We start from the raw sequence: 26,453 nt of genomic DNA on the forward strand, positions 1-26,453 counted from the left end.
GGCGAATTGTAAGCGAATTTAACAGTGTTCCCTTTGCGCTAGTAGACTCTAGACTTGGCATGCTTTGTTGCTTATGAGGAACAATCATGGGGCTTGATGACGCACTGATCTTTACCCGAGTGGTGGAGTGCCACAGTTTCACCCAGGCGGCGACCAGCCTGGGCATGCAGAAGTCCACCGTGAGCCGGCGCATCGCCTTGCTCGAGGAGCGCCTCGGTGTGCGCCTGCTCAATCGCACTACGCGCAAGCTGCGCCTGACCGAGGTGGGACAGGCCTACTACGAGCGCTGCCGGCAGATCATGCTCGACTTCGCCGAGGCCGAGCAGGCCGTCATGCAGTTGCAGCGTGAGCCTTCCGGGCTGTTGCGTATCACCACGCCGATCGAGTTCGGCCAGTTGTTCCTCGGGCGAGTGCTGGGGGAGTTCATGCGCCAGTACCCGCAGATCAACGCCGAGGTGGAGCTGACCTCGCGCCTGGTCGACCCGCTGGAGGAGGGCGTGGACATCGCCATCCAGGTTGGGCAGCCGCAGGATTCGACCCTGATCGCGCGCAAACTGTTCGAGAGTGGCCGGCGCCTCTGTGCCAGTCCGTTCTATCTGGCCGCGCACGGTGTGCCGCGCGGCGTGGCCGAGCTGGAGGGGCATCGGGCGATCCTCCTGCAGCACGATGCGCCGCGCTACTGGCCACTGCTGGGCGAGAACCTGCCCTGCCAGCGGGTGATGACCTGCAACAACATCACCTTCGCGCGTGAGGCGGCACTGGCCGGCGCCGGGATCTGCGGGTTGCCGGTCATGATCAGCGAGGAGGCGGTGCGCAGTGGGCGCCTGGTCGAGCTGCTGCCGGAGGCGCGCCTGCCGGTGGGCGAGGTCTACGCCATCTACCCGTCACGACGCTTCCAGGCCATGAAGGTCAAGACCTTCCTCGACTTCCTCATCGCCAGCTTGCCGATCACCCGTGGCGGGTCGCTGGAGCCGGGGGCGGCAGGCCTGATAACATCGCCCGCTTGATCAATACACCTCGTGTCTTCCTTCCGAGAGCATTCATGACCACCGTTCGTACCCGTATCGCGCCATCGCCGACCGGCGACCCCCATGTCGGCACCGCCTACATCGCACTGTTCAACCTGTGCTTCGCTCGCCAGCACGGTGGCCAGTTCATCCTGCGTATCGAAGACACCGACCAGCTGCGTTCGACCCGCGAGTCCGAGCAGCAGATCTTCGACGCACTGCGCTGGCTGGGTATCGAGTGGGACGAGGGCCCGGACGTCGGTGGTCCGCACGGCCCGTACCGGCAGAGCGAGCGTGGCGAGATCTACAAGAAATATTCCGACGAGCTGGTCAGCAAGGGGCATGCCTTCCCGTGCTTCTGTTCCGCCGAGCGCCTCGATGAAGTGCGCGCGCAGCAGATGGCCAACAAGGAAACCCCGCGTTACGACGGCCACTGCATGCATCTGCAGCCCGCCGAGGCGCAAGCACGCATCGCCGCCGGCGAGTCGCACGTGGTGCGCATGAAGGTGCCCAGCGAGGGTGTCTGCGTGGTGCCGGACATGCTGCGTGGCGATGTCGAGATCCCCTGGGATCGCATGGACATGCAGGTGCTGATGAAGGCCGATGGCCTGCCGACCTATTTCCTGGCCAACGTGGTCGACGACCACCTGATGGGCATCACCCACGTGCTGCGTGGCGAGGAGTGGCTGCCGTCGGCGCCCAAGCTGATCAAGCTGTACGAATACTTCGGCTGGGAGCAGCCGGCGCTGTGCTACATGCCGCTGCTGCGCAATCCGGACAAGAGCAAGCTGTCCAAGCGCAAGAACCCCACCAGCATCACCTTCTACGAGCGCATGGGCTATCTGCCGCAGGCCATGCTCAACTACCTGGGGCGCATGGGCTGGTCGATGCCGGACGAGCGCGAGAAGTTCTCCCTGGCCGAGATGATCGAACATTTCGACATCAACCGGGTGTCGCTCGGCGGGCCGATCTTCGACCTGGAGAAGCTGTCCTGGCTCAACGGCCAGTGGCTGCGTGAGCTGCCGGTGGAAACCTTCGCCGCCGAAGTGCAGAAGTGGGCGCTCAATCCCGAGTACCTGATGAAGATCGCGCCGCACGTGCAGGGCAGGGTGGAAACCTTCAGCCAGATCGCACCGCTGGCCGGCTTCTTCTTCTCCGGTGGCCTGAACCTCGACGCCAAGCTGTTCGAGCACAAGAAGCTGTCGCCTGACCAGGTTCGCCAGCTGATGCAGCTGATCCTGTGGAAGCTGGAGTCGCTGCGGCAGTGGGAGAAGGAGCGCATCACCGGCTGCATCCAGGCCGTGGTCGAGCACCTCGAGCTGAAGCTGCGCGATGCCATGCCGTTGATGTTCGCCGCCATCACCGGCCAGGCCAGCTCGGTGTCGGTGCTCGACGCCATGGAGATTCTCGGCCCGGACCTGACCCGCTTCCGCCTGCGCCAGGCCCTGGAGCTGCTCGGTGGTACCTCGAAGAAAGAGACCAAGGAGTGGGAGAAGCTGCTGGCGGCCATCAACTGAGTTGTGGCGCGAGCCTGCCTGCTGCTGCCGTCGCCAAAGCGCCTGTCACGCTCGGTTTTACCCTGCGTGGGCTCTAAGTAGTTGTTCTAGTGGCAAAAACTTTGGGCCGGAAGGAAAAATGTTGTTGACAGGCAATCGGGGCGCTCTTAACATGCGCCCCGTCCTCGAGATGGGGCTATAGCTCAGCTGGGAGAGCGCTTGCATGGCATGCAAGAGGTCAACGGTTCGATCCCGTTTAGCTCCACCAATCTCGACTCCTTCGGGAGTGCCAGAATCGATGTGAGTCGATTCACGATCAGGGTCTTGCGTCCCCTTCGTCTAGTGGCCTAGGACACCGCCCTTTCACGGCGGTAACAGGGGTTCGAGTCCCCTAGGGGACGCCACTTATTCCAGCCGCAGCGCTCAGGCGTTGCAGCCAGACCGCAAGGTTTCGGGGCTATAGCTCAGCTGGGAGAGCGCTTGCATGGCATGCAAGAGGTCAACGGTTCGATCCCGTTTAGCTCCACCAAACACACGCAAGGCCAGCCAGGTGCTGGCCTTGTCGTTCGAAGGTTTTGTCCCCTTCGTCTAGTGGCCTAGGACACCGCCCTTTCACGGCGGTAACAGGGGTTCGAGTCCCCTAGGGGACGCCATTTTCCAGTCGCAACGCGCAGGTGTTGCGAGCCGACCGCAAGGTTTCGGGGCTATAGCTCAGCTGGGAGAGCGCTTGCATGGCATGCAAGAGGTCAACGGTTCGATCCCGTTTAGCTCCACCAAACACACTCAAGGCCAGCCTAGTGCTGGCCTTGTCGTTCGAAGGTTTCGTCCCCTTCGTCTAGTGGCCTAGGACACCGCCCTTTCACGGCGGTAACAGGGGTTCGAGTCCCCTAGGGGACGCCATTTTCTTGCCGCATTTGCGGAACCCAGGGGCTGCCTCTCACGAGGTGGCCCCTTTTTGTTTGCCTGCTCATTCCTGTCGCTGCCGCGAAGACGACCGATGGTCGTCGCGGCTGCTTGCAAGAAAAGATGATGACTGTAATATTGCGATCGTCATATAAAGGAGCGGCAGCCATGACCGAACGCAAGCACGAAACCCGCAAGCGCATTCTCGCGGCCGCTGGGCGAGTCCTTGCCGAGCGCGGCCCTGGCGACCCGGCCGTTGCCGAGGTGATGGCGGCGGCGGGGCTCACGGTGGGTGGCTTCTATGCGCATTTCAGCAGCAAGGATGCGCTGATGCTGGAGGCGTTCAGGCAGTTGCTCGGTGTGCGCAGGGAGCGCCTGGCTGGCGTCGATCAGCGCCTGGACGGCAGGGAGCGCAGGGCGCTGCTGGCAGCCTTCTACCTGTCGCGTCGGCATCGCGACGAGCCCGCTGATCGCTGCCCGCTGCCCAGCACGCTGGCGGAGATCGAACGCCTGCCGGACGGCTTCCGTCTGGCCCTGGTCGAGCACGTGGAGCAGATGGTGGCGCAGATGAGCGCCACGCCGGAGGAGGCGGATACGGCGCTGGCTGACCTGGCGCTGATGGTAGGTGGTCTGGCGCTTGCCCGGGCATTGGGCGCCGGTGAGCTGTCCGACCGCTTGTTGCGTGCCGCCAAAGCGGCGGTGCTGTGAGATCGGCTTTCGAGGAGACGATGATGAACCAGATGACATGGGTACGTGGCGTCAATGCAGCTCTGGGGCGAGTGGCCCCGCAACTGCTCGCCAGCCGACTGCGCGAACGTTTCATGACACCGCGCAACCTGCCGCCGCGCGACTGGGAGCTGCCGTTGCTGAACAGCGCCGAGCGCATCACGCTGCGTTTCGGTCTCTCGGCCTTGCGCTGGGGCAGCGGGCCAACGGTGTTGCTGATGCATGGCTGGGAGGGGCGGCCGACCCAGTTCGCGCTGCTGATCCGTGGCCTGGTCGATGCCGGCTATGGTGTCGTGGCGCTGGATGCGCCCGCCCATGGGCGCTCACCGGGGCGTGAGGCGAATGTCGTGCTGTTTGCCCGCGCCTTGCTCGAGGCGGCCAGCGAGCTGCCGCCGTTGCAGGCGGTCATCGGCCATTCGATGGGCGGGGCCAGCGCGCTGCTGGCCATCCAGATGGGCCTGCGCACCGACGCGCTGGTCAGCATCGCGGCGCCGAGCCGGATTCTCGGGGTGCTGCGGGGCTTCGCCCATTTCATGGGCTTGCCTGCGGCGGCTCGTGCGCATTTCGTGCGTCAGGTGGAAACCCATGCAGGCATTCCCGCTGCGCACCTCGACGTGCAGCGCTATCAGCTGAACGTTCCGGGGCTGGTCGTGCACGCCGAGGACGATGCCATGGTGCCGGTCAGCGAGGCCGAGTTGATCCACCAGGCCTGGTTCGACAGTCAGCTGCTGCGCTTGCCGGCGGGTGGGCACCAGCGGCTGCTGGGTGATCCGGCGATCGTGCGGGCCGTGCTCGACCTGCTCGGCGAGGTGCGTCAGGCGTCGCTGAAGGCCGTGGCGTCGTAGCTGACCACGCGATTGCGCCCGGCTGCCTTGGCGCGATACAGCGCGCGGTCGGCCAGGTCCAGCCAGTGTTCGGCGCAGCCCGGTTCGCTGGGCACGCCCGCGTAGAGGCCGATGCTCAGGCTCAGCGGGATGTCCTGCTGCTGGTAGGGGCAGGGGTGCTGGGCCAGGTCCTCGCGCAACTGCTCGGCCAGGTCCAGGGCGCCCGTCAGGTCGGTGTTGTCGAGCAGGGCGACGAACTCCTCGCCGCCGAAACGGGCCAGCAGGTCGCTGCTGCGCAGGCGCTGCTGGAAACGCTCGGCTGCATGACGCAGGCAGGCATCGCCGGCGAGATGGCCATAACGGTCATTGACCTGCTTGAAGTGATCCAGATCCAGCATCAACACGGCGATCGATTGCCGGCTGCGCTCGGCGCGGGCGTAGGCGCGCACCAGTTCTTCGTTCAGGGTCTGGCGATTGAACAGGCCGGTGAGGCCGTCGCGGCGATTCTGTTCGGCCAGGCGCAGGTTGGCCCTGGAGAGCTGCTGCAGGGTGTCCTGCAGGGTGGCGGTGCGCTCCTGCACGTGCTGATCCAGGCTCTCGCTGATCTTCGTCTGCAGCTCAAGGTGCTTGGCCTGCTCGTTGCGCAGGCGACGTTCCTGGTCGATCAGCCTGGCCTGGGCTGCGCGCTCGGCCTCCTGGGCCTGGCGAATGCGTGCGGCGAGGGCGACGGAGAATACCGTCATCTCGATCAGGCCGCCGATCTGCTGGATGTGCAGGGTGAGCAAGGAGTAGGGCAGCAGGCCGGTGCCGGTCAGAATGCTGGCGAGGCTGGCGCTGATCAGCACGAACCAGCCCAGGGCGAACAGGCGCGCCGCGGCAAAGCCGGCACGCCAGCGCAGCAGGGTGATCACGAAGGCCGCTATCGCGCAGGCGGCCACTATGACGAAGCTGCCCATCAGGGCCGGGGTGTAGGGGCCGAACAGGGCCATGCCCAGGACCAGCCAGGTGCAGGCCTTGAGGAGGCTGGTCGTCCGGCGATAGGCCTTTGGCGCCTTGTCCAGCTCCAGCACACCGTAGGTGAACTGGATGCCGAACAGCGTCGCCAGCGCGGAGGCGAATGGAAAGCTCAGCTGGTGCCAGGTCAGGGCATTGGGCCAGAGCCACTGCAGTGCGAAGCCCAGCTGGATGAACTGGTAGAAGCCGAAACTGGCGACGAACAGGCTGTACCAGAGGTAGTTGCGATCACGGGTGATGCCGAAGATGCTCAGGTTGTAGATGAACATCGCGATCAGTGCGCCGAAGAACAGGCCCTGCAGCAGCAGGCTGCGCTGTTCCTGGTGGTCGAAGGCGTCGCGGGTCATCAGGCTGGCGCTGAGGTTGGCCGAGCCCGCAGTCTGCATGCGCAGCCAGATGCGGCGCTGTTCGCCGGGGCCGACCTGCAGCGGCAGCAGCAGTTGGCGATGCTCGACCCAGCGCCAGTCGAACGGGCGCTGGTCGCCGGCACGGTAGATACGCTTGCCGTCCAGGCCGTAGGCATCCAGCTGATCGAGCAGGGGGTTGCCGACCAGCAGCACCCAGCCGAGCGAGCGCGGGTGGGGGTTGTGAACGTCCAGGCGCAGCCAGTAGGCGCTGCCGCCGTAACCGAAGCTGGCGTCGCGCCGGCCGACCTCCTGCCAGGCCGAGTCGGGCAGGTTGCGCACGTCGGTGAAGTCGGCGCTGCCGCTCGGGTCCTTCCAGTACTGCATGTAGGGGCCGGGCAGGACCTGCGCCTGGCCGATCGGCAGCGGCAGGCTGCCCGCCCAGGACAGGGCTGGCAGCAGCAGAAGCATCAGTAGGCGCAGGGCGGCAGTCAATTGCTCGTTCTCGGCTCTCGGGCACTTGCGCGGCATTATGGCGCTTTGAGATGACGCGATGAAAGCTCGGCCCTGCACGGATCGGCGTTGCGGCGTATCATGCGGGCGTCGAGTCGCGGCTGATGGCGTCGCCAGGCGTGCGAGCCGGCGCTCGGCATCAATCCCCGTCCGCAGCCTCTGCGGCAAGCCTGGAGACAAGACCATGACCTGGGACCTGCCCAGCCCCTTTCTGATCGATATCGATGTCACGGCTGACGATATCGATGGGCTCGGACATGCCAACAACGCGGTGTACGTCAGTTGGCTGGAGCGCTGTGCCTGGCGCCACTCGCAGTTCCTCGGGCTGGACCTGGTGGAGTACCGGCGTCTGGACCGCGCCATGGCGGTCGTCCGGCACGAGATCGACTACCTGGCCAGCGCCTATGAGGGGCAGCGTCTGCAGATGGCGACCTGGATCGTCGAATCCGATCAGCGCCTGAAGATGGATCGGCGTTTCCAGCTGCTGCGTCCCGAGGACGGTACGACGCTGCTGCGGGCCAAGACCACCTTCGTCTGCATCGAGCTGTCCAGTGGCCGCCCCAAGCGCATGCCGGTGGAGTTCGTCGAGGGCTATGGCCAGGCGCTGTTGCAGCCGTATCCGCTGGAGCTGTGACTCGCCCTCAGTTGAACAGCGGGGCGAGAAACACCTGCTCCGCTTTCACCACGATGGCGAAATGCCGGGTTTCACCCGGGCCCAGCACTATCGACTGGGCCGCTCCGGGGCCACGGCCGCCGCAGTAGCCATCGGGTGACATGGCCACGGCGATGCTCAGTTCGCCGCTGGGCAGGTCCAGGCTGGTGCGCTCGTCCGGGCCGACCTTCGCCACCACTTGCTGATTGATGTACAGCTCCACATTGCAGGCGTTCGGTGCGTTGTTGTCGCGACTGAAGATCAGGCGGGCCGGCGCACCGACGGCAGGGGCCGGGGGGCGATGTTCGACGCCGCGTGGCAGGGTGTCGCTGGCATGGGCCCCCAGGCACAGCAGGCCGAGCAGAACGAGTGCGGTATGACGCATGGCGGCAGCTCCGTGTGGCTATCCATGCAATTAGTGTCGCCCATCTTGCGCACGGCGCGCGACCCCTTAAACTGTGCGCCCCATTTTCCCCGGACAACTTCATGCAAATCGCCCTGGCACCCATGGAGGGGCTGGTCGACGAGATCCTGCGCGACGTACTGACCCGCATCGGCGGCATCGACTGGTGCGTCACCGAGTTCATTCGCGTCAGCGAACGGCTGCTGCCCGCCGCCACCTACCACAAGCTGGCCCCCGAGCTGTTCGGCGGTGCGCGCACCCGGGCCGGCACGCCGATGCGCGTGCAGTTTCTCGGCTCCGATCCTCAGTGCCTGGCCGATAACGCGGCATTCGCCTGCACCCTGGGCGCGCCGGTGATCGATCTCAACTTCGGTTGCCCGGCCAAGACCGTGAACAAGTCGCGGGGTGGGGCGGTGCTGCTCAAGGAGCCGGAGCTGCTGCATGCCATCGTCCGTGAGGTGCGGCGCACGGTGCCGGCCGAGATTCCGGTCACGGCCAAGATGCGCCTGGGGTTCGAGGGCAAGGAAGGTGCGCTCGATTGCGCGCGGGCGCTGGCCGAAGGCGGGGCGAGCCAGATCGTGGTGCATGCGCGGACCAAGGTCGAGGGCTACAAGCCGCCGGCGCACTGGGAGTGGGTAGCGCGGGTGCAGGAGGTGGTCGGCGTTCCGGTGTTCGCCAACGGCGAGGTGTGGACCCTGGATGACTGGCGGCGCTGCCGTGAGATCAGCGGGGTGGACGACATCATGCTGGGTCGTGGGCTGGTATCGCGGCCGGGCCTGGCGCGGCAGATCGCGGCGCTCAGGGCTGGTGAGGAACCGCAGGAAATGGGCTGGGCCGAACTGCAGCCGCTGCTGCTGGATTTCTGGCAGCAGGCCCGGCGCAAGCTGGCACCGCGTTACGCGCCGGGGCGCCTGAAGCAGTGGCTGGCGATGCTGACCCGCACCTACCCCGAGGCCGTCGCGCTGTTCGCCGAGGTCCGCCGCGAGCAGGACTGCGAGCGCATCGATCGCCTGCTCGGGGCTGCAGCAGTGGATGCGAACAGGGCTTGACAGGGAAAGCCTTGAAATTTTTCCGGGTGGCCTCAGATAAGTGACTGCGGGATGCCGAAGTCGGGTCCCGCGCTATGACACTTGCTGAATCATCAGGAGAATACTCATGAGCAACGTACTGTCCCTGGCCCCCCTGTTCCGCCAGTCCGTCGGTTTCGACCGTTTCAACGATCTTTTCGAATCTGCCCTGCGTAGCAACGACGCTGGCAGCTCCTACCCTCCCTACAACGTCGAGAAGCACGGCGAGGACCACTACCGCATCGTGGTCGCGGCTGCCGGTTTCGAGGAGGACGACCTGGAACTGCAGGTCGAGCGTGGCGTGCTGACCGTGGTTGGCAACAAGCGTGATCGCAGCGCGGAAAGCGTCAGCTATCTGCACCAGGGCATCGCCCAGCGCGCATTCAAGCTGTCGTTCCGCCTGGCCGATCATATAGAGGTCAAGGGCGCCAACCTGGTCAACGGCCTGCTCAACGTCGAGCTGGAGCGCATCGTGCCGGAAGAGGCCAAGGCCAAGCGCATCCCGATCGGCAGCCAGCGCCCGGCACTGGAAAGCTGATCCCCGTTCATGCTGCGAAAGGAAGGCGCCCACTGGGCGCCTTCTGCGTTTCGGGGGTCAGCGACCCTGTGCCTGCAAGAGCTGACGAAAGGCGTCCTGGGGCAGTGGCTTGCTGAACAGGTAGCCCTGATAGAGGTGGCAACCGAGGGCCTGGAGGAAGTCCAGCTGTTCCTGCTGTTCGACGCCCTCGGCGATCAGTTCCAGGTCCAGGCTGCGGGCCATGGCGATGATGGCGCGGATGATCTCGGCATCGTTGGGGTCGCTGGTGGCGTCGCGCACGAACGACTGGTCGATCTTCAGCATGTCCACCGGCAGGCGCTTGAGGTAGGTCAGCGAGCTGTAGCCGGTGCCGAAGTCGTCCATGGCGAAGCTGACGCCGTGCTTCTTCAGCCGCAGCATCTTGCCCACGGTATCGTCGATGTTCTGGATGACGATGCCCTCGGTCACCTCCAGCTTGAGCATGGCGTTCGGCAGCCGGCTGTCCTTCAGGCTCTTGGCGACCCGCTCGACGAACTCGTGCTGGCGGAACTGGCGCGGGCTGATGTTGACGCACAGGCTGAAGCGCTCGCTGTCGATCAGCCCGCCGACCAGCAGCTGGGAGCAGAAGTGGCAGGCCTCGGCGAGCACCCAGCTGCCGACCTCGATGATCAGGCCGCTCTCTTCCAGAACCTGGATGAACTGCGCCGGTGACTGCGGGCCCAGCTGCGGGTGCTGCCAGCGCAGCAGGGCTTCGGCGCCGACCACCTTGCCGTCGCGGGCATCGACCTGGGGCTGGAAGTGCAGCTCGAACTCCCCGCGCGCCAGGGCCAGGCGCAGATCGTTCTCCAGGCGCAGGCGGGCGCTGGCGGCTTCCTGCATGGTGGAGCGAAAGAGCTGGATGGCGTTGCGCCCGGAGTCCTTGGCGCGGTAGAGGGCGATGTCGGCGCGCTTGAGCAGGTCCGCCGGGGTGTTGCCATGGTCGGGAATCAGGGCGACGCCGATGCTCGGGGTCACCTGCAGGCGATGGCCGTCCAGCAGCATCGGCTCCGCCAGCAGTTGCCGCAGCTTTTCCGCGACCTGGCGCACCTGGCGGGTCACCTCCGAGCGTTTCCCTTCCAGACCCGAGAGCAGCACCACGAATTCGTCGCCGCCGAGCCGCGCCACGGTGTCTTCCAGGCGCACGCTGGCTTCCAGGCGCGCAGTGACCAGGCGCAGCACGGCGTCGCCCACCGGGTGGCCGAGCGAGTCGTTGATGTGCTTGAAGTGGTCGAGGTCGAGAAACAGCAGGGCACCGCGCAGATCGTGGCGCTTGAGCAGGGAAATCTGCTGGGTCAGGCGATCCATCAGCAGGGCGCGATTGGGCAGGTTGGTCAGCGCGTCGTGATACGCCAGGTGCTGGACCTGTGCCTGGGCCTGCTTGAGTTCGCTGATGTCGCGGGCGGTGAGCAGCAGGCAGGTCACGCCGTTGAGTTCGATGGTCTGCACGGACACGTCGACCAGGCGCACTTCGCCGTCGCGGTGGCGGCCATGCATTTCCATGTGCAGGACATGGCCATGCTGGGTCAGGTGCTCGATCATCCGCGCACGTTCATCGGGATAGGCCCAGATGTTCAGGTCGTGCGAGGTGCGGCCGATCACTTCCGCGTTCTGGTAGCCGGTGATGCGCGAGAAGCCCTCGTTGACCTCGATGTAGCGGCCGCTGTCGCGCTCGGTGATGGTGATGGCGTCCGGGCTGGAGTGGAAGGCCTTGGCGAACTTCTCCTCCGAGGCCCTGACGCGCTGCTCGTGCACGACCCGCTCGCTGATGTCCACCAGTGTGCCGACCATGCGCAGCGGCTGCCCTTGCTCGTCGAGTTGCAGCTTGGCCGTGCTCTCGAGGAAACGCAGGCCGCCATCTTTCAGTTGCACCCGGTAGGTGACCTGGTAGTGGTTGCGGCGTTCCTCGACCAGTTGCTGGTAGCTCTGCCGCAGGCTGTGCCGGTCGGCCATCGGTACCTGGCGGAAGAAGTCCAGGAAGGCGCCTTCGAACGGTGTCGCCGACAAGCCCTGCAGCTCCGCGGCCCTGGCGCTGGCGAACAGGCGGCTGCTGGGGATGTGCCAGTCCCAGGTGCCCAGATCGGCGGATTCCAGCGCCAGTTTCAGGCGCTGCTTGCTCTCCTGCAGCGCCTGCTCCTGGGCGCGCTGCCTGGTGATGTTGCGCACGGTGAGCACCAGGCATTCGACACCGTCCAGTTCGATGACGCCGCCGAACAGCAGGTTGATGCTGACGCTGCCGTCGCGGCTGAACAGGCGCACCTCCAGGTTGTTCAGGCTGCCGGCCTCGAGCGCTTCGAGCATCCGCAGGCGGTCACCGGGGTCGGCCCAGACACCCAGCTCCAGCGAGGTACGGCCCACCGCCTCGGTGCTGCTCCAGCCGAACTGCTGCTCGAAGCTGCGATTGACCTCGATGAAGCGGCCGGTCGCGCGCTCGGTGATGGCGACCGCGTCCGGCGTGTGCATGAAGGCCTTGGCGAATTTTTCCTCGCTGGCACGCAGGGCGTTCTCCGCGCGCTTGCGTTCGCTGGTGTCGAGGAAGGTGCAGAGCATCAGGCGCTCGCCCTGCAGTTCGATATACTGGCTCGAGAGGATGCCGTCGAGGATCTCGCCGCTGCGGGTACGCAGCTGCACTTCCTGGATCACGGGGTCCTGGCTGACAGGGGCCTGCTGGCGCAGGTGGTCGCGCTGTGCGTTATGCACCCAGATATCCAGGTCGGCGGTGGGGCGGCCGAGCACCTCGCTCGCGCCCCAGCCAAAGGCCTGGGTGAAGTGCTGGTTGACCTCGACGATCTCGCTGTCGTCGTAGCGCACCAGCATCATGATGTCGGGACTCAGGCGGAACAGGCTGGCGAAGCGTTCTTCCGAGGCGCGCAGCGCTTCCGCGCGTTCCTGCTGGGCGCTGATGTCGCGGATCACGCCGAACATGCGCGGGCGGCCATCGGCCTCGTGTTGCAGGCTGCCGGTGATCTCCAGCCAGTGCAGGCTGCCATCGGGCCAGCGTATGCGGTGGCGCAGGGCCTTGCTGATCGGCTCGCCCTTGAGGATGTTGTGAAAGGTCGCCAGTACCTCGGCGCGCTCCTCCTCGGGGATCAGCTCGATGTAGCGCAGCTCGCGGGTGACCGGGCGGTTGGGGTCCAGGCCGAACAGGGCCTGTGCGCCACGCGACCAGTTCACCTGGCCGCTGCGGATGTCCCAGTACCAGGTGCCGAGGTGGGCGCCGTTCAACGCGGCCAGCAAGCGTTGCGCGTCCTGCCAGGCCTGCTCGAATTCGACGGGGTCCATCGCCGGAATGTGCGGCAGGGGCGGTGTCTGGTCAGTCGATCTGGCCATGGCCGAACCCTCCTCTGGTGCGCGTGAGAAGCATGGCGGGCGTCGAAGGCATTTGGCTTCCTGCGTAGGGGTCTATCGCCACGTTAGTCGCAGGTTGGCTGCCTATGCAAGGTCGTCGCGCTGACTGTCGAGCAGCGCCATGAAGGCCCTGGCCGCGTTCGACAGCGTGCGCTCGGTGTGCAGGATGTAGCCCAGCTGCCGCGTGAGCTGGATGCCGGGCAGCGGCAGGCGAGCGACCTGGTCGTCGAGCATGGTGCGCGGCAGCACGCTCCAGGCCAGGCCGATGGAGACCATCATCTTGATGGTTTCCAGGTAGTTGGTGCTCATGGCGATGTTGGGCGTCAGCCCCTGCGCTTCGAACAGGCGCTGGACGATGTGGTGGGTGAAGGTGTTGCCGCCGGGGAACACCGCAGGGTGCTGCGCGACGTCCGCCAGGCTGACGGCCTGGCTGCGTGCCAGCGGGTGTTCGGGTGCGGCGACGAAGTCGAGCGGGTCGTCCCAGACGGCCACGGCGCGGATGGGTTCGCGGGTTTCCGGGGCGAGGGTGATCACCGCCAGCTCGGCGCGGCCATGCAGCACTTCTTCATAGGCCACTTCCGAGTCGAGGAACTGGATGTCCAGCGCGACCTGCGGGTGCGCGCGGGTGAAGGCGCGCAGCAGGGCAGGGAGGCGGTGCAGGCCGATGTGGTGACTGGTGGCCAGGGTCAGGCGACCGCTGACTTCGCCCGACAGGTTGGTCAGGGCGCGGCGGGTGTCGTCCAGCACATTGAGGATCTGGTACGCGCGTGGCAGCAGGGCGCGACCGGCCTGGGTCAGGCCGATCTCGCGACCCAGGCGATCGAACAGGCGCACGCCCAGCTGTTGCTCCAGCCCGGCGATGCGCTTGCTGACCGCAGGCTGGGTCAGGTGCAGGCGCTCGCCGGCTTCGGAAAAGCTGCCGGTTTCGGCGATGGCGATGAAGGCGTTGAGGTTGGCCAGATCCATAACGGCAGCTCCTAGCGGCAGGCTGCAAGCGGCAGGTCGAGTCGCGCGGTATTGCTTGCGGCTTGTCGCTTGCAGCGTGCGGCGTGGACAGATTCCTTTGGGGAATCTCCTAGATGAAAAATATGAATTTGAGTTATTCGTGCCGCGATCATAGCATTTCACCCCATAAGCCAAAGGGCCTTTTCGCCCTGGCATAGAAACACGCTGATGAGGTAACGCTGATGGCCGGCAAGACGCTCTACGACAAGCTCTGGGAAATGCACGAAGTGAAACGTCGCGATGACGGTTCCTCGCTGATCTACATCGATCGTCACATCCTTCACGAAGTGACGTCGCCACAGGCTTTCGAGGGGCTGCGTCTGGCCGGGCGCAAGCCGTGGCGCATAGACGCCAACATCGCCACCCCGGATCACAACGTGCCGACCACCCGGGCCGAGCGCCAGGGCGGCCTCGACGCCATCGCCGACGAAGTGTCGCGCATCCAGGTACAGACCCTGGACGAGAACTGCGATGACTTCGGCATCCTCGAGTTCAAGATGAACGACGTGCGCCAGGGCATCGTCCACGTCGTCGGTCCGGAGCAGGGCGCTACCCTGCCGGGCATGACCGTGGTCTGCGGCGACTCGCACACCTCCACCCATGGCGCCTTCGGTGCGCTGGCGCACGGTATCGGCACCTCCGAGGTCGAGCACGTGCTCGCCACTCAGTGCCTGGTGGCCAAGAAGATGAAGAACATGCAGGTGCGCGTCGAGGGCAAGCTGCCGTTCGGCGTCACTGCCAAGGACATCGTGCTGGCCGTGATCGGCAAGATCGGCACCGCCGGTGGCAATGGCCATGCCCTGGAATTCGCCGGCAGCGCCATCCGCGACCTGTCGCTGGAAGGCCGCATGACCATCTGCAACATGTCCATCGAGGCCGGTGCCCGTGTCGGCCTAGTGGCGGTGGACGAGAAGACCATCGCCTACGTCAAGGATCGTCCGTTCGCGCCCAAGGGCAGCGACTGGGACAAGGCCGTGGCGCAGTGGCAGAACCTGGTCTCCGACGCCGATGCGGTGTTCGACACCGTGGTCGAGCTTGCCGCCTCCGAGATCAAGCCGCAGGTCAGCTGGGGCACCTCGCCGGAAATGGTCCTGGCCGTCGACCAGAACGTGCCGGACCCGGCTGTCGAGGCCGACCCGGTGAAGAAGGACTCGATCACCCGTGCGCTGAAGTACATGGGCCTGGCTGCCAACCAGCCGATCACCGCGATCCAGCTCGACCGCGTGTTCATCGGCTCCTGCACCAACTCGCGCATCGAAGACCTGCGTGCCGCCGCCGAAGTGGCCAAGGGGCGCAAGGTCGCGGCGACCGTCAAGCAGGCGCTGGTGGTGCCGGGCTCCGGCCTGGTCAAGGCGCAGGCCGAGGCCGAGGGGCTGGACAAGATCTTCATCGAGGCCGGTTTCGAATGGCGTGAGCCGGGCTGCTCCATGTGCCTGGCGATGAACCCGGACAAGCTGGGCAGTGGCGAGCATTGCGCGTCCACCTCCAACCGCAACTTCGAAGGCCGTCAGGGCGCGGGTGGTCGTACCCACCTGGTGAGCCCGGCCATGGCTGCCGCTGCGGCGGTGACCGGTCGCTTCATCGACGTTCGTGAACTGATCCAGGCCTGAGGAGCTAGAAGATGAAAGCCTTTACCCAACACACCGGCCTGGTCTGCCCGCTCGATCGGGCCAACGTCGACACCGATCAGATCATTCCCAAGCAGTTCCTGAAGTCGATCAAGCGCACCGGTTTCGGTCCGAACCTGTTCGACGAGTGGCGCTACCTGGATGTCGGTCAGCCGAACCAGGACAACTCCAAGCGCCCGGTCAACCAGGAGTTCGTGCTCAACTTCCCGCGTTACCAGGGGGCCAGCGTGCTGCTGGCACGCGAGAACTTCGGCTGCGGCTCGTCGCGTGAACACGCGCCCTGGGCGCTGGACGAGTACGGTTTCCGCACGGTGATCGCGCCGAGCTTCGCCGACATCTTCTTCAACAACAGCTTCAAGAACGGCCTGCTGCCGATCATCCTCAAGGATGCAGAGGTCGATGCACTGTTCGAGCAGGCCGAGGCCACCGAGGGTTACCAGTTGACGGTCGACCTCGAGACGCAGACCGTGACCCGTCCCGATGGCGTGCAGTACAGCTTCGAGGTCGATGCCTTCCGCAAGCATTGCCTGCTCAACGGCCTGGACGACATCGGCCTGACCCTGCAGGATCAGGACGCGATCAAGGCCTTCGAGGCCAGCTACCAGCAGGGCAGTCCCTGGCTGTTCGGCGCGATCAAATAACAGGAGCTGCAAGGCGCAAGCTTCAGGCTGCACGTGAAAGCGGCTTGCGCTTGTGGCTTGCAGCTTGAAGCTTGTAGCTATTTCCGAAGGAAGTCTTTTTATGAAACAGATTCTGGTTCTCCCTGGTGACGGCATCGGTCCGGAAATCATGGCCGAGGCGGTCAAGGTGCTGAACCTGGCCAACGACAAGTACAGCCTGGGCTTCGAACTGAGCTTCGATGACCTCGGTGGTGCGGCCATCGACCGTTACGGCGTGCCGCTGGCCGACGAGACCCTGGCGCGCGCGCGCGCGGCCGATGCGATTCTGCTCGGCGCCGTCGGCGGTCCGAAGTGGGACAGCATCGACCCGGCCATCCGTCCGGAGCGTGGCCTGCTGAAAATCCGTTCGCAGCTGGGCCTGTTCGGCAACCTGCGCCCGGCGCTGCTGTACCCGCAACTGGCCGAGGCCTCCAGCCTCAAGCCGGAAATCGTCGCCGGTCTGGACATCCTCATCGTGCGTGAGCTGACCGGCGGGATCTACTTCGGCCAGCCGCGCGAGAGCAAGGTGCTGGAGAACGGCGAGCGCATGGCCTATGACACCCTGCCGTACAGCGAGAGCGAGATCCGCCGTATCGCCAAGGTCGGCTTCGACATGGCCCGTGTCCGTGGCAAGAAGCTGTGCTCGGTGGACAAGGCCAACGTGCTGGCGTCCAGCCAGCTGTGGCGCGCCGTGGTCGAGGAAGTGGCCAAGGACTACCCGGACGTCGAACTGAGCCACATGTACGTCGACAACGCCGCCATGCAACTGGTGCGTGCACCCAAGCAATTCGACGTGATGGTCACCGACAACATGTTTGGTGACATTTTGTCTGACGAGGCATCGATGCTCACCGGTTCCATCGGCATGCTGCCGTCGGCCTCGCTGGATGCCGACAACAAGGGCATGTACGAGCCGTGCCACGGCTCCGCGCCGGACATCGCCGGTCAGGGCATCGCCAACCCGCTGGCCACCATTCTCTCGGTGTCCATGATGCTGCGTTACAGCTTCGGCCAGGTCGCTGCCGCCGATGCCATCGAGAAAGCCGTGAGCCTGGTGCTGGATCAGGGCCTGCGCACCGGTGACATCTGGTCCGAGGGCAAGACCAAGGTCGGTACCTCCGCGATGGGTGATGCAGTAGTCGAAGCGCTGCGTAGTCTGTAATCTTTCCAGCCCCGCCGGGGTGGTTCCGGCGGGCTGTTTATATAGGTGTAGTCGTTATGAAACGTGTAGGTCTGATCGGTTGGCGTGGCATGGTCGGTTCCGTGCTCATGCAGCGCATGCTGGAGGAGCGGGATTTCGACCTGATCGAGCCGGTGTTCTTCACCACTTCCAACGTTGGCGGCCAAGGGCCGGCGATTGGCAAGGACATTGCGCCGCTGAAGGACGCCTACAACATTGACGACCTGAAAGGCCTGGACGTGATCCTGACCTGCCAGGGCGGTGACTACACCAACGAAGTCTTCCCCAAGCTGCGTGAAGCCGGCTGGCAGGGTTACTGGATCGATGCCGCCTCCAGCCTGCGCATGGACGACAGCGCGGTGATCGTGCTCGACCCGGTCAACCGCAAGGTGATCGACCAGGCGCTGGATGCCGGCAGCAAGAACTACATCGGCGGCAACTGCACCGTCAGCCTGATGCTGATGGCGCTCGGTGGCCTGTATGAAGCCGGCCTGGTCGAGTGGATGAGCGCCATGACCTATCAGGCCGCCTCCGGTGCCGGTGCGCAGAACATGCGTGAGCTGATCAAGCAGATGGGTGCGATCAACGCCGCTGTCGCGGACGACCTGGCCGACCCGGCCAGCGCCATCCTCGACATCGACCGCAAGGTCGCCGAGGCCATGCGTGGCGAAGACTTCCCGGTCGACAACTTCGGCATGCCGCTGGCCGGCAGCCTGATCCCCTACATCGACAAGGAACTGCCTAACGGCCAGAGCCGTGAAGAGTGGAAGGCGCAGGCCGAGACCAACAAGATCCTCGGCCGCTTCAAGAGCCCGATCCCGGTCGACGGCATCTGCGTGCGTATCGGTGCCATGCGTTGCCACAGCCAGGCGCTGACCATCAAGCTGAACAAGGATGTGCCGATGGCCGACATCGAAGGCCTGATCAGTCAGCACAACCCCTGGGTCAAGCTGGTGCCGAACCATCGCGAAGACTCCATCCGCGACCTCGGCCCGACTGCCGTGACCGGTACCCTGAGCGTACCGGTCGGCCGCCTGCGCAAGCTCAACATGGGCTCGCAGTACCTGGGCGCCTTCACCGTGGGTGACCAGCTGCTGTGGGGCGCGGCCGAGCCGCTGCGGCGCATGCTGCGAATCCTGCTGGAGCGCTGAGGCGCACCGCAGACGCGTGATGCAGACGAAGCCCCGCTACCTCGGTAGCGGGGCTTCGTCGTTTCCGGGCTTGCAGTTGCGGTGGCAAGAAGGGCGCGGTTACAGTGCCGCTCCTTTTGTGCGGCAGATCGAAGCATGAGCAAAACCATCAATATCGCCCTGGTCGGCGCCACCGGTCATGTCGGTGAGGCGCTGGTCGAACTGCTCGAGGAGCGCGACTTCCCGGTCAAGGACCTGCATCTCCTGGCCAGTAGCGAGTCCGCCGGGCAGAGCCTCTCCTTCCGCGGGCGTCAGCTGCGGGTCAGGTCGCTCGAGGCGTTCGATTTCACGCAGGTCCAGCTGGCATTCTTTGCCGCGGGCGTGGAGGTGACGCGGGCTTTTCACGAGGCCGTGCGTGCTGCCGGCTGTTCGCTGATCGATCTCAGTGCCGCCTTGCCGCTGGATCTGGCGCCGTGCGTTCTGCCCGAACTGGGCGAGGGCGCAACGCCAGACCTGACTGCGCCGTGGCAGGTGAGCGTGCCGACGCCTTCGGCGACTGCCTGCGCGGTGGTGCTGGCAGCGCTGAAGCCGCTGTTGCAGCCACGCCAGGTGCAGCTGAATGCCATGCTGTCGATTTCCACGCTGGGTCGCAGTGGCGTGCAGGAGCTGGCGCGGCAGACGGCCGAGCTGCTCAATGCCCGCCCGCTGGAAACCCAGGCGGTGGATCGCCAGGTCGCCTTCAATGTGCTGGCGCAGGTCGGTGCGGTGGACGAGCAGGGGCACGCCGAACTGGAGAAGCGTCTGGCCGCCGAGCTGCAGCAACTGTCGGGTTTGCCCGGGCTGGCGGTGGGGGCGACCTGCGCCCTGGTGCCGGTATTCTTCGGTGACAGCCTGGCACTCGCCATGCAGAGTGACGTGGATATCGATATCGCGGCGGTGCAGCGTCTGCTGGAAACGGCAGCGGGAATCGAACTGGTCGAGGCGGGCGATTATCCGACGGCGGTGGGTGACGCGGTCGGTCAGGATCTGGTCTATGTCGGGCGCGTTCGTCGTGGTGTGAGCGATCCACGGCAACTCAATTTGTGGATTGCGTCTGATAATGTGAGAAAAGGCGCCGCCCTGAATGCTGTGCAAATAGCCGAGTTATTGATAAAACACTATCTGTAAAAGATACTTACCTAGAAATTTGAAGAATCTTTCTAGCTTGGCAATACTGGCTGAGTTGATTGCTGAATGGGGAGCCGCTCTAGGAGCGGAGGCAGGCAGCAATTACCAAGACCTTCTCGCAAGCCGAGAAAAAGATAAAACAAGGGATAACGCTATGGTTCGGGTTCGCAAACTAGTGCTGGCAATCGCAGCGGCTTCTGCGCTGTCTTCCGGTATGGCGCATGCGCTGGGGTTGGGTGAAGTTACCCTGCAATCCTCGTTGAATCAGCCGTTGGTAGCGGAAATCGAATTGCTGGAGGTCCGTGATCTGGCCTCCAACGAAGTCATTCCCAGCCTCGCTTCTCCCGAAGACTTCGTGAAGGCGGGTGTCGATCGTCAGTACTTCCTGACCGATCTGAAATTCACCCCTGTGCTGAAGCCGAACGGCAAGAGCGTGATTCGTGTCACCTCCAGCAAGGTGGTGCGCGAGCCCTATCTCAACTTCCTGGTGGAAGTGCTCTGGCCGAACGGTCGATTGCTGCGTGAATACACGCTGCTGCTGGACCCGCCGCTGTACTCCCCGCAGACAACCGTAGCGGCCGCGCCCAAGTTGCCGGCAGCAGCCCCGGCGCCGCGCCCGGCAGCAACGCCCACTGCCAGCAGCAAGCCGGCCGCCGCGCCGCGTCCGACTGCCCCGGCGCCCGCTTCGCGCGCCATCAGCGGCAACGAATACAAGACCACGGCCAACGACACCCTCTGGGAAATCGCCCAGCGCGTCGACGGTGGCTCGGTCAATCAGACCATGCTGGCCATTCAGGACCTGAATCCCGACGCCTTCATCGGCGGCAACATCAACCGCATGAAGAGCGGTCAGGTGCTGCGTCTGCCGGATGAGCAGCAGATTCGCCGTCGCAGCAACGCCGAAGCGGTCGCCCAGGTTGCCGAGCAGAACGCTGCCTGGCGTGAAGGTCGTGCTGTCGCGTCGCGGCAGCTGGATGCCACCCGCCGTGCCGAGGCTGGTGCCGCACCGTCCACGGCGAAGACCGGGGACAGCCTGAAACTGGTCGCCGCCGATGCGGGCAAGTCCACGCGTGGCAGTGACACCGGTTCGGCCGACAGCAAGGCCCTGGCCGACAAGCTGGCGGTGACGCAGGAAAGCCTCGACTCGACGCGTCGTGAGAATGCCGAGCTGCAGAGCCGGGTTGGCGATCTGCAGAGTCAGCTGGACAAGCTGCAGCGCCTGATCGAACTCAAGGACAACCAGCTGGCCAAGATGCAGGCCGACATGGCCGCTACTCCGGCCGCAGCGCCAGCGCCTGAAACACCCGAGGTGACTCCGGAAGTGGAGGCGCCCGCTGCGGAACCTGAAGCGGTGCCGCCGGCCTCGGAGGCGGCGACGCCTCCGGTCTCGCCGCCTGAAGAGGCGGCGACTGACTACAACTATTCCGAAGAGCCGGAGGCGCCCGTCGAAGACGGCGCCGCCGCCACCGAACAGCCGGCCAGTGAGCCGGCTGCTGCCGTTGAACCAGCCGCTCCGGTTCAGCCGGTCGAGGAGAGCAAGCCTGCCGCGCCGGCTCCGGCTCCGGCTCCGGCTCCCGCACCTGCTCCGCAGAGCTTCATCGATGACCTGATGAGCAACCCGATGACCCTGGGTCTGGCGGGCGGTGGTGCACTGCTGCTGTTGCTGGTCGGCCTGATGGCTCTGTCGCGCCGCAATGCGATGAAAGAAGCGGAGCAGCATGACGAGCTGGGTGACGAACTGGCCGAAGATCAGGGCTTCGCTCCTGAACTCGACATGCCCGAAGACACCTTCGCCGGCCTCGAGGACGAGCCAGCCGCCGCCGCTGCACCGGCTGGCGCCGAGGAGCGCGTTTCCGCGCAGACCGGCGATGCCCTGGGTGAGGCGGACATCTACATCGCCTATGGTCGTTTCAACCAGGCTGCCGAGCTGCTGCAGAACGCGATCAATGACGAGCCGCACCGCAGCGACCTGCGTCTGAAACTGATGGAAGTCTATGCCGAGCTGGGCGATCGCGAAGGTTTCGCCCGCCAGGACAACGAACTGCGCGAGTTCGGTGGCGTCAACGCCGAAGCCGAGCAGCTCAAGGCCAAGTATCCTGCCATCGCTGCCTTTGCCGGCGCTGGCGCGGCGGCTGCCGTGGCGTCCTCGGACGACATCGGCGAGTTCAGCCTCGATGATCTCGGTCTGGACGAGCCGCGCAACGAATCGGCTGCTGCAGCCGCTGACGACCTCGACGATGCCTTCGACCTGAGTCTCGATGATCTCGAGTCCGACCTGGGTGGCGACGTGCAGTCTGCCAAGGCGGAAGAAGCGCCGCTGTCGCTGGATGACGACCTGGATTTCGGTCTGGTCGACGAGCCGGCTGCACCGGCAGCGGCCAGCGACGATGACCTGAGCTTCGACCTGTCCCTGGATGACGACAAGGTCGAGCTGTCGCAGTCTGCCGATGACCTGTCCGACTTCAGTCTGGATCTGGATGAGCCGTCCACGGCGGCTGCGGACGATGCCGACGAGTTCCTGCTGAGCCTGGACGACGACGCCCCGGCTGCTCAGTCGGCCGATGATCTGGCCGACCTCGGCCTCGATCTGCCGGACGAAGCACCTGCTGCCGATCTCGACCTGCCGGCGGATTTCGATCTGTCGCTCGACGACGAGACCCCGGCCCAGCCTGCGGTGGAAGCCGACAGTTTCGCGGCGCAGCTGGATGAAGTCACGGCCGAGCTGGACCAGCTCTCCACCGATCTCGACGAGCCGCAGGGCGCGTCGCTGGCGCCAGCCGACGGTATCGCCAGCGAGCTGGAGGGTGACGATGACTTCGACTTCCTCTCCGGCACCGATGAGACCGCGACCAAGCTGGACCTGGCGCGCGCCTACATCGACATGGGCGACACCGAGGGTGCGCGTGACATCCTCGACGAAGTGGTTGCCGAAGGCAGCGACGCCCAGCAGCAGGAAGCTCGCGAGATGATTGCCAAGCTGGTTTGATCGAATCCATGTCTGAAGCAGTACCTGTAGCGGCCGCCGAAATGGCGGCCGCTGGCTTTTCCAGAATCGCCCTGGGCCTCGAATACAAGGGCGCACGTTACCGTGGTTTCCAGCGCCAGAGCGGCCAGGTCGCCTCCATTCAGGGTTGCCTGGAAAGTGCCCTGTCCAAGGTTGCCGGCGGTGCGCCGGTGAACATTCACTGTGCCGGGCGCACCGATGCATCGGTGCATGCCAGTGGCCAGGTGGTGCATTTCGACACCGCTGTCGAGCGGTCGCTGCACGCGTGGATCATGGGCGCCAACATGAACCTGCCCAAGGACATCAGCGTGACCTGGGCGAAGGTGATGCCGGCGCATTTCCATGCGCGCTTCAGCGCCATGGCGCGGCGTTATCGCTATGTCATCTACAATGACCCGATCCGCCCGGCGCACATGGCCGAGGAGGTGACCTGGAATCACCGTCCGCTGGATGTGGCGCGCATGCGTGAAGCGGCCCGTGCCTTGGTCGGTACCCATGATTTCAGCGCGTTCCGTGCTACCCGGTGCCAGGCCAAGTCGCCGATCAAGACCGTGCATCACCTGGAAGTCATCGAGCATGGTCGCTTCATCGTGCTGGACGTTCGGGCCAATGCCTTCCTCCATCACATGGTGCGCAATATCGCCGGAGTGCTGATGACCATTGGCGCCGGAGAGCGTCCGACAGGCTGGGTGAGCGAGGTGCTGGAGCGAGCGGAGCGGCGCAGTGGTGGGGTGACGGCACATCCTTACGGGCTCTATCTGATCCAGGTGGAGTATCCCGAAGAGTTCGAATTGCCGTCGCGCTACCTGGGGCCGCACTTTCTCTCCGGGCTGGCGGATGTGCGGGCGGACTAGGCCTTTGCTAACATCCGGCGTTCGCTGATCAAGAGGTGTGAAGTCGATGCGCGTGCGCAGCAAGATTTGCGGCATTACCCGGGTTGAGGATGCGCTGGCAGCCGTCGAGGCCGGTGCGGATGCCATCGGCCTGGTGTTCTACGCCAGGAGCCCGCGCGCGGTCAGTGTCGAGCAGGCGGTGGCGATCGTGCAGGCCTTGCCGCCGTTCGTGACCAGCGTCGGATTGTTCGTGAACATGCCGCGTGAGCAGTTGCGGGCCCTGTTGGCACAAGTGCCCCTGGATCTGCTGCAGTTTCATGGCGACGAGTCGCCGGCCGACTGCGAAGGATTCGCTCGCCCTTACATCAAGGCGCTGCGGGTGCGTGCGAGGGAGGATGTCGCTGCGATGATGGCGCCCTATGCCGGTGCGCGGGGCATCCTGCTCGATACCTTCGTCGAGGGCGTGCCCGGGGGTACCGGTGCGGCGTTCGACTGGTCTCTGGTGCCACCGGGCGTGAGCCGGCCCATCATTCTGGCCGGCGGCCTCGACGCGAGCAACGTCGCCAGTGCAATTCGTCAGGTCAGGCCTTATGCCGTCGACGTCAGTGGCGGGGTGGAGGCGAGCAAAGGCATAAAGGATGCAAGCAAGATTCGCGCGTTCGTACGGGCAGTCGTTGACGCGCAATGTGACGGCGACTGCGGCGGGGCCGTCAATTAGCCTGTCACGCCGCCGTGGCCCGTTTGTGCGCGCCATCGATGCGGCAGAAAAGAATTGCTGGAGGTGGGTGCTTCATGATGAGGCGTCCATCCGAACCAACGGTTATGGAGAAATGACAGCATGAGCAACTGGTTGGTAGACAAACTCATCCCCTCGATCATGCGTTCCGAGGTGAAGAAGAGCTCTGTGCCCGAGGGCCTGTGGCACAAGTGTCCGTCCTGCGATGCCGTGCTCTATCGTCCCGAGCTGGAAAAGACCCTGGACGTCTGCCCCAAGTGCAACCACCACATGCGCATCGGCGCGCGTGCGCGTATCGACCTGTTCCTCGATGCCGATGGTCGCGAAGAGCTGGGTGCCGATCTGGAACCCGTCGATCGCCTGAAATTCCGCGACAGCAAGAAGTACAAGGATCGCCTGTCCGCCGCACAGAAGCAGACCGGTGAGAAGGATGCGCTGATTTCCATGAGCGGTACGCTCGAAGGCATGCCGATCGCCGTCTGCGCGTTCGAGTTTTCCTTCATGGGCGGCTCCATGGGCGCCATCGTTGGCGAGCGCTTCGTGCAGGCGGCCAACTACGCCCTGGAGAACCGTTGCCCGCTGGTGTGCTTCTCCGCTTCCGGTGGTGCGCGCATGCAGGAGGCGCTGATCTCGCTGATGCAGATGGCCAAGACCTCCGCTGCGCTGGCGCGCCTGCGTGAAGAAGGCCTGCCGTTCATCTCGGTGCTGACCGATCCGGTCTACGGCGGCGTCTCCGCCAGCCTGGCCATGCTCGGCGACGTGATCGTGGCCGAGCCCAAGGCATTGATCGGCTTCGCCGGGCCGCGCGTGATCGAGCAGACCGTGCGCGAGAAACTGCCTGAAGGCTTCCAGCGCAGTGAGTTCCTGCTGGAGCATGGCGCCATCGACATGATCATTTCGCGCAACGAACTGCGTCCGCGTCTGGCTCGCCTGCTGGCGCAGCTGATGAATCGTCCTTCTCCGGTTGCGCTGCCGGCCACTGCATGATCGAACGTAGCCTGGACGAGTGGCTCGCCTACCTCGAGCAACTGCATCCTTCGGCCATCGATATGGGCCTGGATCGTTCGCGCGAGGTGGCGCGGCGGCTCGGCCTGGGCAAGCCCGCGCCGCTGGTGATCACCGTGACCGGCACCAACGGCAAGGGCTCTACCTGTGCCTTTCTCGCCAGCCTGCTCGCCGAGCAGGGGCAGCGCGTCGGCGTCTACAGTTCGCCGCACCTGCTGCGCTACAACGAGCGTGTCGTCCTGCAGGGGCGCGAGGCGAGCGACGCGGAACTCTGCCAGGCCTTTACGGCGGTCGAGGCGGCGCGCGGTGAGATCTCCCTGACCTACTTCGAAATGGGCACGCTGGCGGCCTTCTGGCTGTTCGAGCGCGCCGGGCTGGACGCGGTCGTGCTCGAGGTCGGGCTCGGCGGGCGTCTGGATGCGGTCAATCTCGTCGATGCCGACCTGGCGCTGATCACCAGCATCGGCCTGGACCATGCCGACTGGCTGGGCGACACGCGCGAGTCGGTGGCGTTCGAGAAGGCCGGGATCATGCGCGCCGGCAAGCCGGCGCTGTGCGCAGACCTCGATCCGCCACAGCCCTTGCTCAACCAGGCGCTGAACCTGGACACGCCGCTTTACCTGCGTGGGCGTGACTATGACCTGAGCGTCGATGAGCAGGACTGGTCCTGGTACGGTCTCGATACGCAGGGCAGGGTACTGCGGCTTGAACAGCTGCCGTTGCTCGATCTGCCGATGGAGAATGCCGCGCTGGCCTTGCAGGCCTACGCGCTGCTGCCGCTGCCCTGGTCCGCCGAGGCGATCCGCCGGGCCCTGCGGGCGACCCGGGTGACCGGGCGTCTGGATCGTCGCCAGGTGGATTGGCATGGCAAGGCACTCACACTGTTGCTCGATGTTGGGCATAATCCCCATGCCGCCGATTATCTGGCGCAGCGTCTGCAGAGTCGCCCGGTGAGCGGCAAGCGTCGGGCCGTGTTCGGTCTGCTGGCGGACAAGGATCTGCCGGGGGTCGTCGCGCCGCTGCTCGGTGAGGTCGACGAGTGGGCCGTGGCGCCACTCGCCACGCCACGTTCGCGCCCGGCGCAGGACCTCGCGGACCACCTGCAAGGACTGGGGGCTGTGGTGACGCTGCACCCGGATGTGCATGCCGCACTGGACGCGCAGTGCGAGCGGGCGGCCGAGGGTGACGAGATTCTGTTGTTCGGATCGTTTTTCTGCGTGGCCGAGGCCCTGGACTGGCTGGCCCGCCCGGCTTGA

General features: G+C 65.2%; 21 protein-coding genes and 6 tRNA genes. 23 read left to right on the forward strand and 4 right to left on the reverse strand.

Annotated features, from left to right (window positions below; genetic code table 11):
- Window positions 1–86 precede the first annotated feature (86 nt).
- The 10 genes from EPK82_RS20040 to EPK82_RS20085 all read left to right on the forward strand — a co-directional run bounded on the left by EPK82_RS20040 (window position 87) and on the right by EPK82_RS20085 (window position 4,977).
- Window positions 87–1,007: a LysR family transcriptional regulator gene (locus tag EPK82_RS20040; RefSeq protein WP_134677805.1), complete on the forward strand. Its 921-nt coding sequence runs from the start codon at window positions 87–89 to the stop codon at window positions 1,005–1,007.
- A gap of 35 nt (window positions 1,008–1,042) precedes the next feature.
- Window positions 1,043–2,524: a glutamate--tRNA ligase gene (gltX, locus tag EPK82_RS20045; RefSeq protein ID WP_047584214.1), complete on the forward strand. Its 1,482-nt coding sequence runs from the start codon at window positions 1,043–1,045 to the stop codon at window positions 2,522–2,524.
- Window positions 2,525–2,695: 171 nt separating this feature from the next.
- Window positions 2,696–2,771 (forward strand) — tRNA-Ala (locus EPK82_RS20050).
- A 60-nt stretch (window positions 2,772–2,831) separates the two neighbouring features.
- Window positions 2,832–2,907, forward strand: a tRNA-Glu gene (locus EPK82_RS20055).
- A gap of 49 nt (window positions 2,908–2,956) precedes the next feature.
- Window positions 2,957–3,032 (forward strand) — tRNA-Ala (locus EPK82_RS20060).
- Between the two features lie 48 nt (window positions 3,033–3,080).
- A tRNA-Glu gene (locus EPK82_RS20065) sits at window positions 3,081–3,156 on the forward strand.
- Window positions 3,157–3,203: 47 nt separating this feature from the next.
- Window positions 3,204–3,279, forward strand: a tRNA-Ala gene (locus tag EPK82_RS20070).
- Between the two features lie 48 nt (window positions 3,280–3,327).
- Window positions 3,328–3,403: transfer RNA gene (locus EPK82_RS20075), tRNA-Glu, on the forward strand.
- A gap of 171 nt (window positions 3,404–3,574) precedes the next feature.
- On the forward strand, window positions 3,575–4,114 hold the full coding sequence (locus EPK82_RS20080; RefSeq protein WP_047589491.1) for a TetR/AcrR family transcriptional regulator: 540 nt from the start codon (window positions 3,575–3,577) through the stop codon (window positions 4,112–4,114).
- Between the two features lie 23 nt (window positions 4,115–4,137).
- Window positions 4,138–4,977: an alpha/beta fold hydrolase gene (locus tag EPK82_RS20085; protein ID WP_037054430.1), complete on the forward strand. Its 840-nt coding sequence runs from the start codon at window positions 4,138–4,140 to the stop codon at window positions 4,975–4,977.
- On the opposite strand, the gene EPK82_RS20090 is transcribed toward EPK82_RS20085, so the two are convergent.
- Window positions 4,947–6,785: a sensor domain-containing diguanylate cyclase gene (locus EPK82_RS20090; protein WP_134677806.1), complete on the reverse strand. Its 1,839-nt coding sequence runs from the start codon at window positions 6,783–6,785 to the stop codon at window positions 4,947–4,949. The two genes, EPK82_RS20085 and EPK82_RS20090, sit on opposite strands and share 31 nt — an antisense overlap.
- Window positions 6,786–7,011: 226 nt before the next feature.
- Between EPK82_RS20090 and EPK82_RS20095 the strand changes: the two genes are divergently transcribed.
- Window positions 7,012–7,461 (forward strand): acyl-CoA thioesterase, encoded by a 450-nt coding sequence (locus EPK82_RS20095; RefSeq protein ID WP_037054427.1) that lies wholly within the window; start codon window positions 7,012–7,014, stop codon window positions 7,459–7,461.
- 7 nt (window positions 7,462–7,468) lie between these two features.
- Here the strand turns inward: EPK82_RS20095 and EPK82_RS20100 are convergent, their stop codons facing one another.
- Complete coding sequence (locus EPK82_RS20100) at window positions 7,469–7,864, reverse strand: hypothetical protein (RefSeq protein WP_134677807.1); 396 nt, start codon at window positions 7,862–7,864, stop codon at window positions 7,469–7,471.
- Between the two features lie 101 nt (window positions 7,865–7,965).
- Here EPK82_RS20100 and EPK82_RS20105 point away from each other — a divergent pair, with 101 nt between their 5' ends.
- Both EPK82_RS20105 and EPK82_RS20110 read left to right on the forward strand, forming a co-directional pair.
- Complete coding sequence (locus EPK82_RS20105; protein WP_037054424.1) at window positions 7,966–8,931, forward strand: tRNA dihydrouridine synthase; 966 nt, start codon at window positions 7,966–7,968, stop codon at window positions 8,929–8,931.
- Window positions 8,932–9,037: 106 nt separating this feature from the next.
- Window positions 9,038–9,487: an Hsp20 family protein gene (locus EPK82_RS20110; RefSeq protein WP_047584376.1), complete on the forward strand. Its 450-nt coding sequence runs from the start codon at window positions 9,038–9,040 to the stop codon at window positions 9,485–9,487.
- 57 nt (window positions 9,488–9,544) lie between these two features.
- Here EPK82_RS20110 and EPK82_RS20115 read toward each other — a convergent pair whose 3' ends face one another.
- Window positions 9,545–12,832, reverse strand: coding sequence for a sensor domain-containing protein (locus EPK82_RS20115; RefSeq protein WP_134677808.1), 3,288 nt, complete (start codon window positions 12,830–12,832; stop codon window positions 9,545–9,547).
- Window positions 12,833–12,934: 102 nt separating this feature from the next.
- Window positions 12,935–13,816: a LysR family transcriptional regulator gene (locus EPK82_RS20120; RefSeq protein ID WP_037054419.1), complete on the reverse strand. Its 882-nt coding sequence runs from the start codon at window positions 13,814–13,816 to the stop codon at window positions 12,935–12,937.
- A 221-nt stretch (window positions 13,817–14,037) separates the two neighbouring features.
- Between EPK82_RS20120 and leuC the strand changes: the two genes are divergently transcribed.
- From leuC to folC, 10 genes are all read left to right on the forward strand, one after another.
- A complete protein-coding gene (leuC, locus tag EPK82_RS20125) occupies window positions 14,038–15,465 on the forward strand; it encodes a 3-isopropylmalate dehydratase large subunit (RefSeq protein WP_047584379.1) in 1,428 nt (475 codons plus the stop codon).
- Window positions 15,466–15,476: 11 nt separating this feature from the next.
- A complete protein-coding gene (gene leuD, locus EPK82_RS20130) occupies window positions 15,477–16,124 on the forward strand; it encodes a 3-isopropylmalate dehydratase small subunit (RefSeq protein ID WP_134677809.1) in 648 nt (215 codons plus the stop codon).
- A gap of 100 nt (window positions 16,125–16,224) precedes the next feature.
- Window positions 16,225–17,304, forward strand: a complete 1,080-nt coding sequence (leuB, locus tag EPK82_RS20135) for a 3-isopropylmalate dehydrogenase (RefSeq protein WP_047584383.1) — start codon at window positions 16,225–16,227, stop codon at window positions 17,302–17,304.
- 56 nt (window positions 17,305–17,360) lie between these two features.
- Window positions 17,361–18,473: an aspartate-semialdehyde dehydrogenase gene (asd, locus tag EPK82_RS20140; RefSeq protein ID WP_037054409.1), complete on the forward strand. Its 1,113-nt coding sequence runs from the start codon at window positions 17,361–17,363 to the stop codon at window positions 18,471–18,473.
- Between the two features lie 135 nt (window positions 18,474–18,608).
- Window positions 18,609–19,619, forward strand: coding sequence for an aspartate-semialdehyde dehydrogenase (locus tag EPK82_RS20145; RefSeq protein WP_134677810.1), 1,011 nt, complete (start codon window positions 18,609–18,611; stop codon window positions 19,617–19,619).
- A gap of 154 nt (window positions 19,620–19,773) precedes the next feature.
- Entirely contained in the window at window positions 19,774–22,605 is a 2,832-nt protein-coding gene (locus EPK82_RS20150) for a FimV/HubP family polar landmark protein (protein ID WP_134677811.1), read from the forward strand.
- A gap of 8 nt (window positions 22,606–22,613) precedes the next feature.
- Window positions 22,614–23,477 carry a tRNA pseudouridine(38-40) synthase TruA gene (gene truA, locus EPK82_RS20155; RefSeq protein ID WP_134677812.1) on the forward strand — a complete coding sequence of 288 codons (864 nt, stop codon included), beginning with the start codon at window positions 22,614–22,616 and terminating at the stop codon, window positions 23,475–23,477.
- 46 nt (window positions 23,478–23,523) lie between these two features.
- A complete protein-coding gene (locus EPK82_RS20160) occupies window positions 23,524–24,174 on the forward strand; it encodes a phosphoribosylanthranilate isomerase (RefSeq protein WP_134677813.1) in 651 nt (216 codons plus the stop codon).
- 120 nt (window positions 24,175–24,294) lie between these two features.
- Entirely contained in the window at window positions 24,295–25,179 is an 885-nt protein-coding gene (gene accD, locus EPK82_RS20165) for an acetyl-CoA carboxylase, carboxyltransferase subunit beta (protein ID WP_037054398.1), read from the forward strand.
- Entirely contained in the window at window positions 25,176–26,453 is a 1,278-nt protein-coding gene (gene folC / locus EPK82_RS20170) for a bifunctional tetrahydrofolate synthase/dihydrofolate synthase (protein ID WP_134677814.1), read from the forward strand. The genes accD and folC overlap by 4 nt, the downstream gene beginning before the upstream one ends.

It is taken from the genome of Ectopseudomonas khazarica (genome assembly GCF_004521985.1).
GTDB lineage: Bacteria > Pseudomonadota > Gammaproteobacteria > Pseudomonadales > Pseudomonadaceae > Aquipseudomonas > Aquipseudomonas khazarica.

Coding starts and splice junctions, on each gene's coding strand:
- EPK82_RS20150 (WP_134677811.1), top strand. CDS start 19,774: ATGGTTCGGGTTCGCAAACTAGTGCTGGCAATCGCAGCGGCTTCTGCG.
- gltX (WP_047584214.1), top strand. CDS start 1,043: ATGACCACCGTTCGTACCCGTATCGCGCCATCGCCGACCGGCGACCCC.
- folC (WP_134677814.1), top strand. CDS start 25,176: ATGATCGAACGTAGCCTGGACGAGTGGCTCGCCTACCTCGAGCAACTG.
- EPK82_RS20080 (WP_047589491.1), top strand. CDS start 3,575: ATGACCGAACGCAAGCACGAAACCCGCAAGCGCATTCTCGCGGCCGCT.
- EPK82_RS20095 (WP_037054427.1), top strand. CDS start 7,012: ATGACCTGGGACCTGCCCAGCCCCTTTCTGATCGATATCGATGTCACG.
- EPK82_RS20085 (WP_037054430.1), top strand. CDS start 4,138: ATGAACCAGATGACATGGGTACGTGGCGTCAATGCAGCTCTGGGGCGA.
- leuC (WP_047584379.1), top strand. CDS start 14,038: ATGGCCGGCAAGACGCTCTACGACAAGCTCTGGGAAATGCACGAAGTG.
- EPK82_RS20105 (WP_037054424.1), top strand. CDS start 7,966: ATGCAAATCGCCCTGGCACCCATGGAGGGGCTGGTCGACGAGATCCTG.
- EPK82_RS20145 (WP_134677810.1), top strand. CDS start 18,609: ATGAGCAAAACCATCAATATCGCCCTGGTCGGCGCCACCGGTCATGTC.
- EPK82_RS20115 (WP_134677808.1), bottom strand. CDS start 12,832: ATGGCCAGATCGACTGACCAGACACCGCCCCTGCCGCACATTCCGGCG.
- leuB (WP_047584383.1), top strand. CDS start 16,225: ATGAAACAGATTCTGGTTCTCCCTGGTGACGGCATCGGTCCGGAAATC.
- EPK82_RS20110 (WP_047584376.1), top strand. CDS start 9,038: ATGAGCAACGTACTGTCCCTGGCCCCCCTGTTCCGCCAGTCCGTCGGT.
- EPK82_RS20090 (WP_134677806.1), bottom strand. CDS start 6,785: ATGCTTCTGCTGCTGCCAGCCCTGTCCTGGGCGGGCAGCCTGCCGCTG.
- EPK82_RS20040 (WP_134677805.1), top strand. CDS start 87: ATGGGGCTTGATGACGCACTGATCTTTACCCGAGTGGTGGAGTGCCAC.
- accD (WP_037054398.1), top strand. CDS start 24,295: ATGAGCAACTGGTTGGTAGACAAACTCATCCCCTCGATCATGCGTTCC.
- EPK82_RS20160 (WP_134677813.1), top strand. CDS start 23,524: ATGCGCGTGCGCAGCAAGATTTGCGGCATTACCCGGGTTGAGGATGCG.
- truA (WP_134677812.1), top strand. CDS start 22,614: ATGTCTGAAGCAGTACCTGTAGCGGCCGCCGAAATGGCGGCCGCTGGC.
- EPK82_RS20120 (WP_037054419.1), bottom strand. CDS start 13,816: ATGGATCTGGCCAACCTCAACGCCTTCATCGCCATCGCCGAAACCGGC.
- leuD (WP_134677809.1), top strand. CDS start 15,477: ATGAAAGCCTTTACCCAACACACCGGCCTGGTCTGCCCGCTCGATCGG.
- asd (WP_037054409.1), top strand. CDS start 17,361: ATGAAACGTGTAGGTCTGATCGGTTGGCGTGGCATGGTCGGTTCCGTG.
- EPK82_RS20100 (WP_134677807.1), bottom strand. CDS start 7,864: ATGCGTCATACCGCACTCGTTCTGCTCGGCCTGCTGTGCCTGGGGGCC.